The following is a 17,683-nucleotide window of genomic DNA, read 5'->3' as shown; positions in this document are numbered from 1 at the left end:
AAAAATATTTTTTATAAATTTTCCAAGATAAAATCAACTAATGTATCTGTTCCATGTATTATATTACTAGAATATTTTTTTGTTGCTTTTTTCATTTCTAATTCATTAGATAATGCATCATTTACAACACTAGTTATGTTATCTACATTACTCTCTATTACTGCCCCATCAAATACTTTAGATAATCCATGATATCTTCCATATTTCACACCAACAACTACCACAACAGGTATTTCACATGCTATTGTTTCATGTAATGTTGCTCCATCATCTGTTATTACAGCTAAATCAATCAAGTCATATAGATGTTTAATGTAATTTATATATCCTAAATTCATGATATTAGGATAATCAACAATATCTCTAACAACATCGTTTAAAGGTTCACCTATTAAGAAAATATTTATATTATCTGATTCCTCTGCATATTTACGTACTGCTTTTGCCATGTCCTCAAATAAAGTGGATCCAGAAGAGAAAAGTACTGATTTTTTAGTTGAATTATAATTATCCGGCAAAATATCTAGGATATTTTCTTTATCACCATTAACAATATCAGTTTTGATTGGTATATAATTATCAATTGAAGGATATTTTGAAATATTATTTTTTGAATTAAATAGTGGTGATTCTGGTAATAAAATTGTAGGATTACATTTAATAGAAATTTTTGTATCATTTGGTGTTGAAACTACACCAACTACAGGTACACCTGATAATTTAGCAGCTAAACATCCTACTACTACACCCCCACCAATAATTCCAACAACACCATCTGCTTTTTCAGATTTAATAAGAAGTGATGCTTGAATTATGGCTTTTATTGTTTTCAAACCTGCTTTAAATAGGTTAAGTTTTGTTGATGCATGACCCCCTGCTGCTGGAATTGATGATTTAAGCCAAGAAATATTTTTATTTTTATAATAATATCCTTGAGCTTTAGAATCTAGCACTATTTTTGTAGAAATATTTCTTTCATTTAATGCTTCTGAAATAGTATGTGCTATTACTGCATCACCACCTATTCCCCTACCTGTTACAAATAATAATAATTTCATTTATTTTACCTACTGATATATTTTCATATAAACATATTATATTTATAAATAATACTAATATGTATTGAAAAATATTAAATTTTTCTTTTTATGGACTATAAAAAAAGGTATGAAAATATAATCTAATATAAATACTTAAAAATAAGTTTAAATTAATAATAAGTTAATTTTAAAAAAAAGATAGTGTTTAATAAAAAAAAGAATGAAGAATTTATTCATTTTCTAATTCTTCAAGTAATTCATTCCAAGCATTTAATGATTCTTTTGCTGCTTCTTCTGTTAATACTTCTATAGCATAACCTGAATGTATAAGTACATAACTACCTATATCTGCTTCTACTAAATCCAATTTAGCTTCTTGTTTAACTCCTCCAAAATCACAAGTTGCTATATTATCATTAATTTCAACTATTTTAGCTGGTGCTGCAATACACATTTTATACTCCTCCTTATTCTATATCATAATAGATAATAATTATTTATTAAAAAAAAGTTTATTTTTTTAAATCTTGCCATTATTATGTTATTTATATATTATTTGTAATATTTAAAGATAAAGTTTACAACAAGTTATGTATAAAAAATTATATATATAAAAAATAATATAACATATATGTGATACACTTTAAGATTAATATTATTCTAAATTATTTTCATTTTAAGTACACAAGATAATTTTTTTAGAATAAAAAAAATAATTTATAAAGTGATTAAATGATAAAAAATATACAAAAAATCATCAAAGATGATATTTCAGCTGCTTTAAAAAATCCAGTAGTTTTAATTGTATTAATCGCATTAATCATACTTCCATCATTATACTCTGTAATAAATATATATGCATGTTGGGATCCATATGAAGATACTGATAACATTAATTTTATCATAGTAAATAATGATAATCCAGTTACAGTTAATGGAACAACTTATGCTTATGGAGATATGGTTGTTGATGAATTAAAGAATAATTCAAATTTTAATTGGGTTTATAAAGATGAAGATGAAGCTCGAGAATCTCTAAAAAATGGAACAGATTATGCAGCCATAATCATACCAGAAGACTTTTCAAAAGACATATTATCAGTTTATTCAGGAAATCCTAAACAAGCAAAGATAGAATATCTTGATAATGATAAAACAAGTCCAGTAGCTCCTAAAATAACTTCAAAAGCAGCATCTAATGTAGTAAATGAAATTAATAATAAAATACATGAGGAATATAATACTAAAAATTACATTAGTTCTAATCCTGTTCTTCTACAACAAGCACAATCAAGTCAAACACAAAATACAACTACTGCAAATACTACTAATACAACAGTTACAAACACAAACAATAGTTTAGCTCAATCAACTTCAATACAAAATGTTAAAAATTATTTCCATGAACCTACAACTTTAAGTAATTATAGTTACTATGAAGCTGATACTTATGGTCAACAAGTATCATCATTCTATACAGTTCTTGCTGCATGGGTTGGTGGTATTATACTAGTAGCATTATTAAGTACAAAACCTACAGAAAATAAGGAAAAATACAAACCAATTGAAGTATACTTTGGAAAAATAGGATTATTCTCCATAATGAGTATATTACAAGCAATTGTTACATTTATAGCATTGAGTTTATTAGGTATTCCAATGAGTAACAGTGTTTTAATGTTAGGTTGTATGATACTAATAGGTTTGTCTTTTACAGCGATAATCTATTCACTAGTATCAGTATTTGGTAATGTAGGTAAAGCTATAGCTTTAATAATATTAGTATTCCAAATATCTGGAACTAATGGTATTTATCCTATAGAAATTATGTCTACATTATTCCAAACAATAATGCCTTACTTACCAATGACATATGCAATTTTAATATTAAAAGATGCTATCTTTGGAGTTGTATGGCCATCATTCATAAGAAATGTACTTTGTTTAATTATATTCCCACTATGTGCAGTGGCTTTAAGTATTGTAGTTAAAGAAAAATTAGATAAAAGTAGTAAATTCTTTGAAGAAAAACTTGATGAAAGTAATTTATTTGAATTAAGAAAATAATTCAAATATCTTATTATTCTTTTTTTAATATAATGAAACTTTTGAAACACCCTCTATTTTTAATAATAATTGAATTAAATCACCATTTACAGGTTTATCTGTAATGATTGTTAAGTGAGGTGTTAAATCTATTTCAGGATCACTTGCATAAGCTTGTCTAATACTTATTTTTTCATATGCTAATAATTCTGTTACTTTACTTAATATTCCAGGTTTATTTGCTTCTCCTTCAATCTCTATTACTCCTAAACCCAAGGTGTCTGATAAATTAGTTAAAAGAGCACCTGATGAATATATATTTGTAAAAATATTTTTTAAAATATCATCCTTTAATATATTCTCAATTGTTGATGTTACTACTCTTCTATCTGTATCTACTGATTTTGCAAGTGAGGATATGTTTATTTCAACATCTTTACAATATATTTTTTTATCTTCATCCACTTTTAATCCTAATTCAAGCATTTTTCTTATAATTTTTTGTTGAGAAGGATATTTATCAAATTTTTCAAGTATATCTTTCCACATTGTAATTAATTCCCTTTTTTTTATCTATATAATAAATATGTATTGATGTTTAATATATACGTTTAATGTATAAATTTATACACTATAACTTTATATAGTACATTGATGTAATATCTAATATAGACAAAGGTGATATAAATGAAAAAGAGTGAATGTTTTTGGCGACTTAAAAAAGCTAATTAAAAAACCAACAACTAAAAAAATTGAAATAGACAATCCAGTAAAACTATTTAAAAACCTATATTATAACTACAAAGACACATTTTTACTTGAATCCATGGAATCAGATAGTGGACTAGCAAGATATTCAATAATAGGATTTAATCCAGTAGCAAAAATAAAAGCACATGATCATAATGTAACTATTACAACAGATACATATACATTTGAATATACTTCAGACAACCCATTACTTGACATAAAAACATTGATTAAAAATGATTTTAAAGAAGAAGGATTTAGAGGAGGATTACTTGGATATGTTTCATATGAATCAATTAAATATTTTGAAAATGTACCAACACATAAAAGTATCTATCCTGACTTTGAATTTGGACTATTTCTAGATTGTATTGTATATGATAATATACATAAAACATGTGAATACACAACATTAAATGAAGATAGAAGTGATCTAATTAAAAGAATATACCAAGAAGAACATACAAATGGAATTCTTGAATATAAATTAATACAAGAAGATTTTACACAAGATGAATATGAAAATGCAGTAGATGAAACTAAAAATCTAATTACTGATGGTGAAATATTCCAAGCTGTAATTTCAAACTCTGAAAATCTTGTTCTTAAAGGAAGTAAACTTCCCTTATATGAACACCTAAGAAAAATAAACCCATCTCATTACATGTATCATATAAAATTAGACCAAAGAGAAATTATTGGTTCAAGTCCTGAAATGTTAATGAGACTGGAAAAAGGTACTGTTGAATCATATCCTATTGCAGGTACAAGGCCAAGAGGAAAAAATAAACAAGAAGACGAAGAGTTAGAAAAATCCTTACTAAATGATGAAAAAGAATTAGCAGAACATTTAATGCTAGTTGATTTAGCTCGTAACGATATTGGAAAAATCAGTAAAAGCAACACTGTTAAACTTGAAGAATTCTATGGTATTAGAAAATTTTCACATGTACAACATATAGTATCACATGTAACTGGTAAATTAAATGACAATTTAGATGCCATTGATGCATTCATGTCATTATTCCCTGCTGGAACATTAAGTGGAGCTCCAAAAATAAGAGCAATGGAAATTATAAATCAAAAAGAAAAATATGCAAGAGGACCATATGGTGGTGCAGTAGGATATTTCTCATTAAATGGTAATGCAGACTTCGCTATTACAATAAGAACATTAACTACCAATGACAATAGGGCAGAAATACAAGCTGGTGCAGGAATTGTATATGATTCAATACCTCAATCAGAATATGAAGAATGTAGAAGAAAAAGACAGGCACTTTTTCAAGCTCTTAAAGAATCAGGGAGTGAAATATGATGATATTAATTATAGATAACTATGATTCTTTTACATACAATCTATATCAGTTAGTGGGAAAATATACTGATGATGTTGAAGTTGTAAGAAACAATGAAATAACAATTGATGAAATAGAAAAAATGAATCCTAGCCATATTATACTATCACCAGGTCCTGGAAATCCAACAAAAAGTAGAGATTTTGGAATTTGTGGAGATATAATTAGTAACTTTAAGAAAACACCAATTTTAGGTGTATGTTTAGGACACCAAGGAATATTTTCAAAATATGGTGGAAAAATTTCAAAAAATAAACCTGTTCATGGAAAAAAAGACAGTATCATACATGAAGATTCTCCACTTTTTAAAGACATTCAAAAGGAATTTGAGATTGTTAGATATCATTCATTAATATGTGATGATACATCCATACCAAAGAATTTAAAAGTTACAAGTTATACTAGGGACAATATTATCATGTCAATTGAGCATGTAAATTATCCAACCTATGGTATTCAATTTCATCCAGAATCAATTGGAAGTTCATATGGTGATACTATAATCAAAAATTTCTTAAGTATTAATGGATGATCTAATATGAATGTTATAGATAGAATAATAGAAAATAAAAAAGTAACACTCACACAAACTAAAAAACAAAAACCCCTAGAAAAACTTAAAGAAGAGGCAATTGACATAGTTTCTACAAAAACAAAGTTATTTAGATTTCAAGAAAAACTAAAAAATAAAACAACACAACTCATTGCAGAATACAAACCTGCAAGTCCATCAAAAGGAAATATCAGTACATTAAAAGCAGAAGATGTTATTCCAATATATGATAAAAATAACGTAGACATGATGTCAATTTTAACTGAAGAAACATACTTTAAAAGTAATCTAAAAAATTTTAACATAGCAAACAACTTAACAAACAAACCATTACTTAGAAAAGATTTTATTATAGATGAATACATGATCTATGAAGCTGCTGTTAATAATGCTAGTGGAATATTATTAATAAGTGGAATCTGTCCTAATATAGAAGAATATTTGAATATTTCTAGAAATCTTGGATTAGATGCAGTAGTTGAATGTCATACATTAGAGGATATTGAATCTGTAGTAGATTATAACCCTGAAATTATTGGTATAAACAATAGAAATCTAGATGATTTTACTATTAATCTTAAAACAACAAAAGAATTAAAAAAATATGTTCCAAACTACTTAATATCAGAAAGTGGAGTAAAAACCATAGAAGATGCTAAAAAATTAAAGGAATATGGAGCAGATGGTATTTTAATAGGAACAAGTATCCTACAAAACAACACAGAAAAAGAAATTGAAAAATTTATTGAAAACCTAATTAACGTCCTAAAAAAATAAAAAGAAGGTATTGAATATGACACCTAAGATAAAAGTATGTGGTATAACAAATAGAGATGATTTAAAGAAAATTGAAAAATTAAATGTTAACCACGTAGGTTTTATAAATATTGAAAGATCAAGTAGAAATATTTCATTAGATGAAATAACTTATCTTAAAAAAAGTTTATCAGATAAGAACTTAGCAACATTAGTACTCGAACCAAATAATGCTTATGAAGCATTACTTAAAGCTAATAGAAGTGAAATATTTAACATACAACTACATTCACTCACCTGTTTTGATATTCGATATTTAATCTGGTTAAATCAGTACCATAATGGACAACGTCTTAATATCACCAAAGCAATAGGATTAAAAGATAAAATAGATACTGAAAAGAAAAAAGAAATTAGAAATCATTGTTTATACTCTGATAATATAATATTTGATTATGTTAAAGATGGCCTAACTGGTGGAACAAATACTTATATACCAATTGAAACTGCTATTAAAGCAAGTAGATTAGTTAAACAATATGATCCAAGAACTGAAGTTACATTAGCTGGAGGATTAAATTTAAACTACCTTGAAGAAATAAAAAATAAATTACATTATTTTGATAGAATAGATCTAAATAGTGGAGTAGAAGAAAAGCCTGGAAAGAAAAATATAAAAAAAATTAAAGAGATTATTAAATTAATTGAAGAATGAATGTGATATGATGAAATATGAAGGAAAATTTGGAAAATATGGTGGTATCTTTGTACCAGAATTATTAATACCTGCAATTGAAGAATTAGAAGAAGCATTCTACAAATTCAAAGATGATGAAGAATTTATGAATGAATTACATTTTTATCTTAAAGAATTTGCTTCTAGACCTACAGGCCTATATTATGCAGAAAATCTTTCAAATGAATTGGGATGTAAAATATATCTTAAAAGAGAAGATTTACTCCACACTGGTGCTCATAAAATAAACAATGCTATTGGACAAGGATTACTAGCAAAGTACATGGGTAAAACCGAATTAATAGCAGAAACTGGTGCTGGACAACATGGAATTGCAACTGCAGTAATTGGAGCTAAATTAGGATTGAAAGTAAAAATATTCATGGGATCTAAGGATGTTGAACGTCAAAAACTAAATGTATTCCGTATGGAATTATCAGGAGCCGAAGTAATTCCTGTTGATATGGGATCTAAAACCTTAAAAGATTCAATTAATGAAGCTTTCAGATACTGGATTTCCAACCTTGATACTAGTCATTATCTGATTGGAACAACAATGGGACCACATCCATATCCTTCAATGGTGAAATTTTTCCAAAGTGTTATAGGAAAAGAAGCACGTGAACAAATACTTGAAAAAGAAAATAAACTTCCAGATACTGTTATAGCATGTGTTGGTGGAGGAAGTAATTCCATAGGTATTTTTAGTGGATTTGTTGATGATGAAGATGTGGATCTTATTGGTGTTGAAGCAGCAGGTGATGGAATAGATACCAATGAACATGGAGCTACTTTAACTAAGGGAACTGAAGGTATACTTCATGGATCATTATCTATTGTATTACAAGATGAAGATGGACAAATTAATGATACAAGTAGTGTTTCTGCAGGTTTAGACTATCCTGGAGTTGGACCAGAACATGCTTATTTACAAAGTAGTGGTAGAGCAAAATATGTTCCTATTACAGATAAAGAAGCTTTAAATGCCTTTAGATTATTATGTGAAACTGAAGGAATTATACCTGCATTAGAAAGTTCACATGCAGTAGCATATGCTGTTAAATATGCAAAACAAGAAGAAAATAAAGGAAAAACTATCATTGTAAACTTATCAGGTCGTGGAGATAAGGATATGTTTACTGTAGCAAAAGAATTAGGGGTATCAATATGAGTATGAAAACATATACAGAAGTTTTTAAAAAATCTAAGGAAAATAATGAAGGAATATTCATACCATTTCTAGTGGCAGGAGATCCTGACTATGACACATCGTTAGAAATTGCTAAAACATTGGTTGATAATGGTGCAGATGCTCTTGAAATCGGTTTTCCATTTTCAGATCCAGTAGCTGATGGAAAAAGTGTTCAAAATGCAGACATTCGTGCATTTAACAGTGGTATGAACATTAAAAAATGTATTAAATTCCTAAAACAATTACGTGAATATACTGATAAACCATTTGGTTTACTATTATATTATAATCTAGTTTATAATTATGGAATTGATGCATTTTATAAGAAATTAAGTGAAATTGGAGTTAATGCCGTATTAATTGCAGATTTACCACCTGAAGAAGCAGATGATGTAATTGAAGCTTCTAACAAATATAATATAGAAGAAATTTTCATTGTATCACAAGCAACAAACAATGATAGATTAAAAATGATTACAGAAATTGTTGGTGGATTTATCTATGTTGCATCAGTTATGGGAACAACTGGTGCTAGATCAAATGTGGAACATAATACTACAGATTTAATAAAAAGAATTCGTAAACACACAGATATTCCATTATGTGTAGGATTTGGTATTTCACAACCAGAACATGTAAAAGAAGTGTTAGACGCTGGTGCAGATGGTGCTATTGTTGGTAGTGCATTGATTAATATTATTGAAGATAACTTAGATAATGAAGATGTTATGTTTGGATGTATAGCTGAATATATACAAAGTATGAAAGATGCTACAAAAAGGTAATTAGAATGATTAGTGAAGTATTAGATGATATTATTGATAAAAATCGAAATTTAACAGTTGATGAAGCTTATGAATGTATGGATGATTTAGTTAGTGGAAATTATCCTAATGTAGTTGTATCATCATTTTTAACTGCTCTTAGAATGAAAGGTGAAACTATTGATGAAATCACTGGTTTAACTAGAAGTATGAAAAATCATGCAGTGCAAATTGATTATAAACCAGAAGATTATCTTATAGAAACCTGTGGTACTGGTGGAGATACATTTAAAACATTTAATGTAAGTACTGTTGCATCTATTATTGCTAGTGCTGGTGGAGCTAAAATATCCAAACATGGAAATAGAAGTGTTAGTAGTAAATTTGGTGGAGCAGATGCTCTTGAAGCTTTAGGTGTTAATATTGAATTAAGTCCTGAGAAAGTAATTAATTCTATTGATAAATGCAACTTTGCATTTATATTTGCACCCATATATCATGTTGCTACAAAGAATGTTATGATGATTAGAAAACAGTTGAAAACTAGAACTGTTTTTAATTTATTAGGTCCAATTTCATGTCCTACAAATGTTAATGCTAGATTAACTGGAATTTATGATCCAGAACTTCTTGAAACAATTGCAAAGGTTGCTATGAATCTTGGAGTAGAATGTGGTATGATAGTACATGGATTTGATGAAAATGGAAATCCAGCTATGGATGAAATATCAAATATTGGAAAAACAAAAGTAGCTTTTATTGATAATGGAGACATTACTGTTAAATATATTACTCCAGAAGATTTTGGTCTAAGTTTTTCAAAACCTGAAGATATTGTTGCACCTGAAACTCCCCAAGAACACATACAGATTATATATAACATATTAAATAATGTTACTACAACATCACAAGATAGAGCACGACTTGATTTATGTTTAATGAATTCTGCAAGTATATTATATCTTACTAAAAAGGTAGATTCATTAGAAGAAGGAGTTATTTATTCAAGAAAGTTAATTGAAGATGGTAGTGCTAAAAAACAATTAGAAAAAATAATTAAATATAGTAATGAATAACTAAACTCTTTTTTACTTTTTTTTAAAAAAAATATTTTTTATAACAAATATCATGTAATAAAAAGAATATATTATACTATAGATATACTTTTTTATTTAAAATAAAATTAAAGAAATGATATTTATGACTAGAATTGTTATTATTGGTGCAGGACCTGCTGGACGTTTTGCTTCCATGGCTGCTGCTGAAGTTGGAAATGAAGTTACTCTTATTGAAAATAAACATATTGGTGGAAAATGTCTTAATCAAGCATGTATGGTTGTATGTGCATTGAATGATGTTTCAAAACATGTTCTTGATGCAGAAAATTTTAATAATCAGGGAATTATAGATTCCACACCTACTGTTAATTATAAAAGAGTTACTACATTAATTAAAGAAACTCAAAAAAAAATACGTAAAATTCTAACTAAAGAAACTATTAATACAGGGGTAGAATATGTTCAAGGTAGAGCTGAGGTTGATATTGAAAATAAAATGGTTATTGTTAATGAAGATGATGAATATCCATTTGATAAATTATTAGTATGTACTGGTTCCTCCCCATATATTCCAGATATTCCTGGAGTTCATAATGCATATACCTATAAGGATACTTTGAAGATTAATGAAGTTCCAGAAAAATTAGTTATTATTGGTGGAGGTTCCACTGCTGCTGAATATGCTAATATATTTTCTAGTCTTGGAAGTCAAGTTGAAATTTTATGCAGAACACAGTTTCTTAAAATGTTAAATGACTCTGAAGCTGAGGAATATATAGTATCTAAATTACTTAAAAATACAATCATACATGAAAATGTTGAAATTCAGGAGATTACAGATACATCAGTTGTTACTAATTTTGGAGAAATTGAAGGTACTGTTTTACTTGCAACTGGTGTAGTTGCCAATTCAGAAATTGTTAAGGATATTGTGGAACTTGACAGTGATGGAAACATACTTGTTGATGAATTCATGCAAACTTCCCATGAAGATATTTATGCTGCTGGAGATGTAATTGGTGGCATATTATCCACACCAGTATCACGTATGGAAGGTATATGTGCTATAAAAAATATTATGGGAAAAAAAGTAAAACCTGATTATTCATTAATACCTCTGACAATATCTCTATCATATGATGTAAGTTATATGTTAGGTAATCAAGTATCATCTATTGGAAAAGAAGTAACTTTACCAGGAGCTGCAGGACCGGGTTCATTTTGGAATACATTAAATGGAAAAACTGGTTTTACAAAAGAAGTTGTAAATAATGATGGAGATATTACAAATATACTTGCTATTACCCCATCATCAAATGTTGCACTTCCCTATATGATTAAATTAATAAAATCAGGAAGTAAAGTTAGTGATTTTGAAGATTTTATTGAAATTCATCCTACAACAGATGGTATTTTTAAATTAACTGAATATTTTAAACGTTATTTATAACATTTATCTTTTTTTTAAAAAAAAGAAGAATGAAGATTTATTTCATGTATTTTTCTACAAATTCTACTAAATCCTCAGGAGCTTTTATTATATCTTTAGCATATTTAGTTGTTGCTTCTTTCATTGAATCATAATTATTAAGAGCCTTGTTTACAACACTAGTTATATTATCCACATTACTCTCTATTACTGCCCCATCAAATACCCTAGATAATCCATGATACCTTCCATATTTTACACCAATAACAACTACTACTGGTATTTCACATGCTATTGTTTCATGTAGTGTTAGGCCATCATCTGTTATTACAGCTAAATCTACTAGGTCATATAGATCATTAATGTAATTTATATAGCCTAAATTTATAATATTAGGATGGTCTATGATTTTATTTATTCCCTCATGTAACGGTGCACCTATTAGAAATATATTTACATCATCATTCTCCTGAGCATAATTACGTGCTGCCTTTGCCATGTCATCAAATAATGTGGAACCTGAAGCAAAGAGTATTGATTTTTTATTTGCATCATATTTCTTAGGTAATTTATCAAGAATATTATTTTTATCACCATGAATTATATCCATCTTTATTGGTGAATATTGTTTTTGAATTTCATAATTAGATACATAATCATCTTTATGTGTAAATGCTGGTGATTCTGGTAGAAGTAAAGTTGGATTACATTTTAGAGATATTTTAGTATCTGTTGGAGTTGCAACTACTCCTATTGCTGGAACATGTGCAAGTTTAGCAGATAAACATCCAATAACAGATCCTCCCCCAATAACTCCAATTACACCGTCTGCTTTTTCTTTTTTAATTAAACGAGACCCTAAAATTACTGCTTTTATTGTTTTTAAGCCTGCCTTAAATAGGGATGATTTAGACGCTGCATGTCCACCTGCTGATGGTATTGGTGTTTTTAACCAAGACATATTACGTTTTTTAAAATAATATCCTGGAGCACTTGGATCTAATACTATTTTTGCAGAAATATTTTTGCTCTCTAGTGCTTTTAGTATATTATATGCAGTAACTGCATCACCTCCAATACCTCTACCTGTTACAAAAATTAACAATTTCATAATCTAGCCCCTTTTTTTAAACTTTTAATAAAAAAATAAGATTCCTATTAATAATGTTATATATATTGAAGAACATTTATTAAAGTATTTACTATCTTGTTCAACAGAATATTAAAAATAGAAAGTTTTACTAGAATTATACTTATAAAAAGAAAATATTTACTAAACTAGACTTTATAAAATAAAATAAAAAGCTTAAAATTTAAATATACAATAAAATAAAAAGTTTTAAAATAAAAATAGAAAAATAAATAAAGTTTTACTTTAAAAAGAAAAAATAAAAGTATAAAAAAATCAAAAAAACTACCACAATTTAGTTTTTAATTTTATACTGGATTACCTTCATTATCATATACTTCAATACATTGACCAGAACAACAATCTGCAGCTTCTTTATATAGTTCAATATCATCAATTTCTAATTCATCAATATCATCGTCTCTTGTAGAACCTACAATTGTTGCAAGATCGTCATCATCAAATGTAAATAAGGTTTCGTCAAGTTCTACACAATTACCACACATTGTACAGTCTTCTCTTTCTAAAATTACTTCATACATTTTATTACAAGTCTCCCTAAAACTATGTATTATAGAGTTAATTTTAATACATACTATATATAAATGTTTTGATTTTTAGTTTAATATAAACTTTAGTAATAGTTGTGTATTTAAGTAAATAAAAAAAGTATAAAAAGAGAATTAGATAAATCCTTCCTCATCAAAAGAAGTATTTCTATCTAAAGTTTCTTTTTTTGAATCATTTGTTTTTATTGGATTGTATACTAATCTTCTCACACCTAATGAAATTAAAAAGGAATTGTTAATATCATATTGTTCTGTTCCTAAAAAAATTCTTCTTAGTAAATCCCCAAGACCACCACCAGTTAAAACATCCATTACATAGTCACCGAAAGTTGGATTTTCAATATGTAGATATGTTTCTAAATAATATTCAAGAGTAGTTTCTCTTAATTTAGCAATTACTATTGCTGTTATTAAGAATAATATTAACATTATTATAAATTCTACTACATAGAATGATGATGGTGCAATGTATTTAGCTATTGATGCTGAAACTAATGCAAGACATATACCTAAAGCTACTCCAAAAGAATGATTTCCTATTTCTCCCATCATAATATATCCAGAATAATCTTGTGAAACATATCCCAAACATATTAATAATAACAATACTGGTAAATAATATGATGGTGAATGAACAATAGCAAGTATTGTAAATGAAATTACAGACATTATTATAACACTAAAACATGCAGTTCCAGGTTGCATATCTGCAATATTAGTAATTTGAACCATTAATGCTACTAGTATAGCTACTGGTCCCATTATATTATAACCTACAATCATGACAATAAGTATTCCAATTCCTCTAAAGAATTGACCTACCTCCATGTATGAACCTAATCTTTTACGTCCTATTATATCATCAATAAATGCAGTGATTCCAATTATTGCTATGAGATAATTAAAAGGAGCTGGGAATAACAGTACCATCACAATAAATGGTGCTATACCTACACCCCTTGGAATTCCACCTCTTATGTCTTCAAATAGATTTCCTTTGATTTTAGAAAATAATACTGTGAATACTATTGTTAAAACCAATGTGAGAAGAAATGCAATTATCCACATTAGATAAATTTTCATAAATTCACCTTGAACCTATTCTATTTTAAAGATATTATATGAGAATAATACTCATTATATATACATATATCTATGTAACAGTATAAATTAATTATTATTTTATATTGGGTATCTTAAAAATGCTGCTAGTGATCCTAATGCCTTTAATTGTTGACCTGCATCGTGTTGACTACTTATTATAGTTACAACACCACCCATATTTTCTACTGTGTTCATAATATTTTGAATATTTTTATCACGTACTAAATCTTCTAATACTAATAATTTTTCTACTGCACCCATATTTGAAGCTGTAATAACTTGTTTTTTTCCATATGTTACAGTATTTGATGATTTACCTATTTGTTCTAGGAGTTTATTTACAAGAGCTGCTTCTTTAGCTATTTTTGCATCCTTGGATAATGATTCTATCAATCCATTTTTTAGAACTTCTTGAATTCCTGCATGACCTCCTGCACCTGTACTTTCAAGTATTACTTTTTTTGCAAGTTTAGGATAATTTTCTTCCAAGTAATTATAATAACCATTTTTTGTAAATCCCGGCCCTATTATTATTAGTTTATCTATGTCTTTTTGTTGAGTTAGTGTTTTTGTGATATCTTCATAATATTCATTTACTTTTTGTGCTCTGTTTTTTTCAATATTCTGTTTACCAGATATATCTCCTATTATTGGACCAATATAATCTATACCATACTGCTTTATAATACCTAATTCTGTTGTATTATCTTCTATTGCAACTATGATTTCATTTGCTCTATTTGATGCTTCTATTGCTTGATTTAATCGTTCTAATGACCATTTATTCCATATTTTTTTTATTCTTATACTGTTGTTTAGTTGTACATTTATTGTATGGTGTGAACCAAGAGGTATTAGATCTTCTGGTCCAGATTCAATTATTCCGGTGAATCTTAACATACCAGTATATTTATGGAAGTTTATTTTTTCTACTCTAATTCCTAGGAAGAATTTCTTTTTTACTCCCCTATCTGCTCTTGTTTTACCACTGTTATTATCTTGAATTCTTCTTGCTGTTAATGTTGAAACATAATCATTAACTTCTACTATGTGGGATAAATGCCATAAATCATCGATAGTTTCAGGTACTACTTCAATTAATCCTTGTTTTTTATCCTGATTTGTTATTCGCATATTATTTCCTTTTATATATTTCTTTATAAAAAATTATTTTCTAATAATATTTGTATTATTTATAGTTCATAAAACTTAGTAATAATTATATTTAACTAAGTAATACTTTTATATTAGTAAATATAAAAATTAAAATACAAAAAGAAATAGGTGAAAACTTAGATAATATGAATACTGAACAAAAAAAACAATTAATAAAAACAGTAGAACAAACAAGTCCCTGGGAGAGAATACCTACCTCTGTTGAAGGTGTATTTCTTGTAAAAGCCCCTGAACATAAGAATATCCAATCAGTGTTTGTTGAATTAAATCCATCACTTAGAGGACAGCCAATTAAAAAAAGAGGCGTTTATCTAAAAAATAGTAATGAATATGAAGCTTTTCAAGAATTATTTAATAATCAAAAAGTTAAAGAATTATTAGATGTTGTAAGTGAATGTTATGGTAAACAAAGATCTCCACGAATAGAAATATGATTATTTTTCATGTATGACTTCTTTATTAAATTTCATAGATTTAAGTCATACATCTACTTTTTTTTAAATAAAATTATAAAGAAAAAACTACAGAGTAGTAGTAATAAATAAATTGAGGATAATGATATGACTTGTGAGAATAATAATATAAATATTACAATTATTGGAGGTTCAAGGGGACTTGGTAAATGGATTGCAAATGAACTTCATAAAGATAATTTTAATGTTAAAATCACAAGTCGTAATAGAAGTTCTGGTGAAAAAATAGCACATAAAATGGGAGTAAAATATGATGATGATAATATTGAAGCAATAGCTGATGCTAATATTATCATATTCAGTGTTCCTATTGAATATATGGTTGATACAATCAAAGAAGTTGCACCATATGCTCCTAAAGATTCATTACTCATGGATGTAACCTCTGTAAAAACTGAACCTGCAGAAGCATTAAGTAAGTATGCTCCAGAAGATACTTATATTCTTCCATGTCATCCAATGTTTGGACCACGTATTCCCTCTCTTGATGGACAAGTTGTTATATTAACACCAATTGAAGATAGATGTAGATTGTGGTATGATAAGATAGTATATTACTTAAAAAATAAAGATGCTAATCTTGTTATAAGTACACCTCAAGAACATGATAAAATCATGAGTGTTGTTCAAGGTTTAACTCATTTTTCCTATATTAGTATCGCTTCAACAATAAGACGTTTAGGAATAAGTGTTAAAAAATCTCGTGAATTTGCAAGTCCAGTATATAGTTTAATGTTAGATATGATAAGTCGTATTGTATCACAAAATCCATACTTATATTATTCTATTCAAAAATCAAATAAACAAACAGCTATTTCTAGAAAGACACTGATTGAAGAGAGTAATAGATTAGCTAAGTTAATTGATGATGATATGGAAGAGGAATTTGTATATGATATGAGTGAATCTGCAAAACATTTAGATGAATTTGAAGAAGCATTAGGTCGTTCAGATAAGGCAATAAGTGTCCTAACCCATGATTTTAATTATATTAAAGAATCTATTGGATGTGAAATAGGTTTTGAACATCAATATTCAAAAAAAATACATATAGGTGTAGTTGAATCTGTAAATGCCACTACTGTTACATTACGTGATTTAAAAAACAATAGAATAACACTTAAAATATCCAATATTAATATATTAACTGAAAATGAGATTTATGAATGGAAGAAAAATAACCTTCCAATACATGAATATGATGTTTCTATTATATTCCCAGATACATGTAGTGAAGACATATTACTTTCAATGTTTAGTCAAATTAAACCTGTTATAGATGTGAATATAAAAGATGTTTATAATGGAAAACAGATAGATGATGGTTTTATGAGTATAACGTTCCATTATAGTGTTTTTAATAGTGAAGAAAGAGAGGTTGTTGAAGAATATCTAAGAGGCATTGGTGGAAAAATTAGATAATAATTCCATTAATTTCTTTTAAAAAAAAATATTTTACTTGTTTTTACTTTGTTAAGTTTGAAAAAATTCTTTTTTAAAGTCTTTTTATAATATAATAATTTTTATATATTTTTAAAATAAGATTACAT

At 27.3% G+C, this 17,683-nt stretch carries 18 protein-coding genes; 11 read left to right on the top strand and 7 right to left on the bottom strand.

What is annotated here, in order from left to right; genetic code table 11:
- Positions 1-11: 11 nt before the first annotated feature.
- Positions 12-1,058: a hypothetical protein gene (locus A9758_RS07155; protein ID WP_011406648.1), complete on the bottom strand. Its 1,047-nt coding sequence runs from the start codon at positions 1,056-1,058 to the stop codon at positions 12-14.
- A 211-nt stretch (positions 1,059-1,269) separates the two neighbouring features.
- Positions 1,270-1,494 carry a HypC/HybG/HupF family hydrogenase formation chaperone gene (locus A9758_RS07150; protein ID WP_011406649.1) on the bottom strand — a complete coding sequence of 75 codons (225 nt, stop codon included), beginning with the start codon at positions 1,492-1,494 and terminating at the stop codon, positions 1,270-1,272.
- Between the two features lie 278 nt (positions 1,495-1,772).
- On the opposite strand from A9758_RS07150, the gene A9758_RS07145 reads away from it, so the two are divergent.
- Positions 1,773-3,107 (top strand): YhgE/Pip domain-containing protein, encoded by a 1,335-nt coding sequence (locus A9758_RS07145; RefSeq protein ID WP_011406650.1) that lies wholly within the window; start codon positions 1,773-1,775, stop codon positions 3,105-3,107.
- Between the two features lie 24 nt (positions 3,108-3,131).
- Here the strand turns inward: A9758_RS07145 and A9758_RS07140 are convergent, their stop codons facing one another.
- Positions 3,132-3,635: a regulator of aminoacid metabolism gene (locus tag A9758_RS07140; RefSeq protein WP_011406651.1), complete on the bottom strand. Its 504-nt coding sequence runs from the start codon at positions 3,633-3,635 to the stop codon at positions 3,132-3,134.
- A gap of 148 nt (positions 3,636-3,783) precedes the next feature.
- On the opposite strand from A9758_RS07140, the gene A9758_RS07135 reads away from it, so the two are divergent.
- From A9758_RS07135 to A9758_RS07100, 8 genes are all read left to right on the top strand, one after another.
- Positions 3,784-5,154, top strand: a complete 1,371-nt coding sequence (locus A9758_RS07135) for an anthranilate synthase component I (protein WP_011406652.1) — start codon at positions 3,784-3,786, stop codon at positions 5,152-5,154.
- Positions 5,154-5,726 (top strand): aminodeoxychorismate/anthranilate synthase component II, encoded by a 573-nt coding sequence (locus A9758_RS07130; RefSeq protein WP_011406653.1) that lies wholly within the window; start codon positions 5,154-5,156, stop codon positions 5,724-5,726. Before A9758_RS07135 ends, A9758_RS07130 begins: the two co-directional genes overlap by 1 nt.
- Positions 5,727-5,732: 6 nt before the next feature.
- Positions 5,733-6,524, top strand: coding sequence for an indole-3-glycerol-phosphate synthase (locus A9758_RS07125; RefSeq protein WP_011406654.1), 792 nt, complete (start codon positions 5,733-5,735; stop codon positions 6,522-6,524).
- 16 nt (positions 6,525-6,540) lie between these two features.
- Positions 6,541-7,218 carry a phosphoribosylanthranilate isomerase gene (locus tag A9758_RS07120; RefSeq protein ID WP_011406655.1) on the top strand — a complete coding sequence of 226 codons (678 nt, stop codon included), beginning with the start codon at positions 6,541-6,543 and terminating at the stop codon, positions 7,216-7,218.
- Positions 7,219-7,228: 10 nt separating this feature from the next.
- Positions 7,229-8,410, top strand: coding sequence for a tryptophan synthase subunit beta (trpB, locus tag A9758_RS07115; protein WP_011406656.1), 1,182 nt, complete (start codon positions 7,229-7,231; stop codon positions 8,408-8,410).
- Positions 8,407-9,216, top strand: a complete 810-nt coding sequence (gene trpA / locus A9758_RS07110) for a tryptophan synthase subunit alpha (RefSeq protein ID WP_011406657.1) — start codon at positions 8,407-8,409, stop codon at positions 9,214-9,216. Before trpB ends, trpA begins: the two co-directional genes overlap by 4 nt.
- 5 nt (positions 9,217-9,221) lie before the next feature.
- On the top strand, positions 9,222-10,271 hold the full coding sequence (gene trpD / locus A9758_RS07105; protein WP_011406658.1) for an anthranilate phosphoribosyltransferase: 1,050 nt from the start codon (positions 9,222-9,224) through the stop codon (positions 10,269-10,271).
- Between the two features lie 124 nt (positions 10,272-10,395).
- Entirely contained in the window at positions 10,396-11,703 is a 1,308-nt protein-coding gene (locus A9758_RS07100; protein ID WP_011406659.1) for an NAD(P)/FAD-dependent oxidoreductase, read from the top strand.
- 37 nt (positions 11,704-11,740) lie between these two features.
- Here A9758_RS07100 and A9758_RS07095 read toward each other — a convergent pair whose 3' ends face one another.
- The 4 genes from A9758_RS07095 to A9758_RS07080 form a co-directional block, all read right to left on the bottom strand.
- A complete protein-coding gene (locus A9758_RS07095) occupies positions 11,741-12,793 on the bottom strand; it encodes a hypothetical protein (RefSeq protein WP_011406660.1) in 1,053 nt (350 codons plus the stop codon).
- Between the two features lie 326 nt (positions 12,794-13,119).
- Entirely contained in the window at positions 13,120-13,353 is a 234-nt protein-coding gene (locus A9758_RS07090; protein WP_011406661.1) for a ferredoxin, read from the bottom strand.
- Positions 13,354-13,494: 141 nt separating this feature from the next.
- Entirely contained in the window at positions 13,495-14,463 is a 969-nt protein-coding gene (locus A9758_RS07085; protein ID WP_011406662.1) for a hypothetical protein, read from the bottom strand.
- A 99-nt stretch (positions 14,464-14,562) separates the two neighbouring features.
- Positions 14,563-15,618 (bottom strand): mRNA surveillance protein pelota, encoded by a 1,056-nt coding sequence (locus A9758_RS07080; protein ID WP_011406663.1) that lies wholly within the window; start codon positions 15,616-15,618, stop codon positions 14,563-14,565.
- Positions 15,619-15,785: 167 nt separating this feature from the next.
- Between A9758_RS07080 and A9758_RS07075 the strand changes: the two genes are divergently transcribed.
- Positions 15,786-16,094 carry a hypothetical protein gene (locus A9758_RS07075; protein WP_011406664.1) on the top strand — a complete coding sequence of 103 codons (309 nt, stop codon included), beginning with the start codon at positions 15,786-15,788 and terminating at the stop codon, positions 16,092-16,094.
- Between the two features lie 126 nt (positions 16,095-16,220).
- The gene (locus A9758_RS07070; protein WP_011406665.1) at positions 16,221-17,555 is read left to right on the top strand and encodes a prephenate dehydrogenase; all 1,335 of its coding nucleotides are present in this window, start codon (positions 16,221-16,223) and stop codon (positions 17,553-17,555) included.
- Positions 17,556-17,683 lie beyond the last annotated feature (128 nt).

The organism is Methanosphaera sp. A6, assembly GCF_001729395.1.
GTDB classification, from domain to species: Archaea; Methanobacteriota; Methanobacteria; order Methanobacteriales; family Methanobacteriaceae; genus Methanosphaera; species Methanosphaera stadtmanae.
This window is presented reverse-complemented; position numbering and strand designations above follow the sequence as displayed.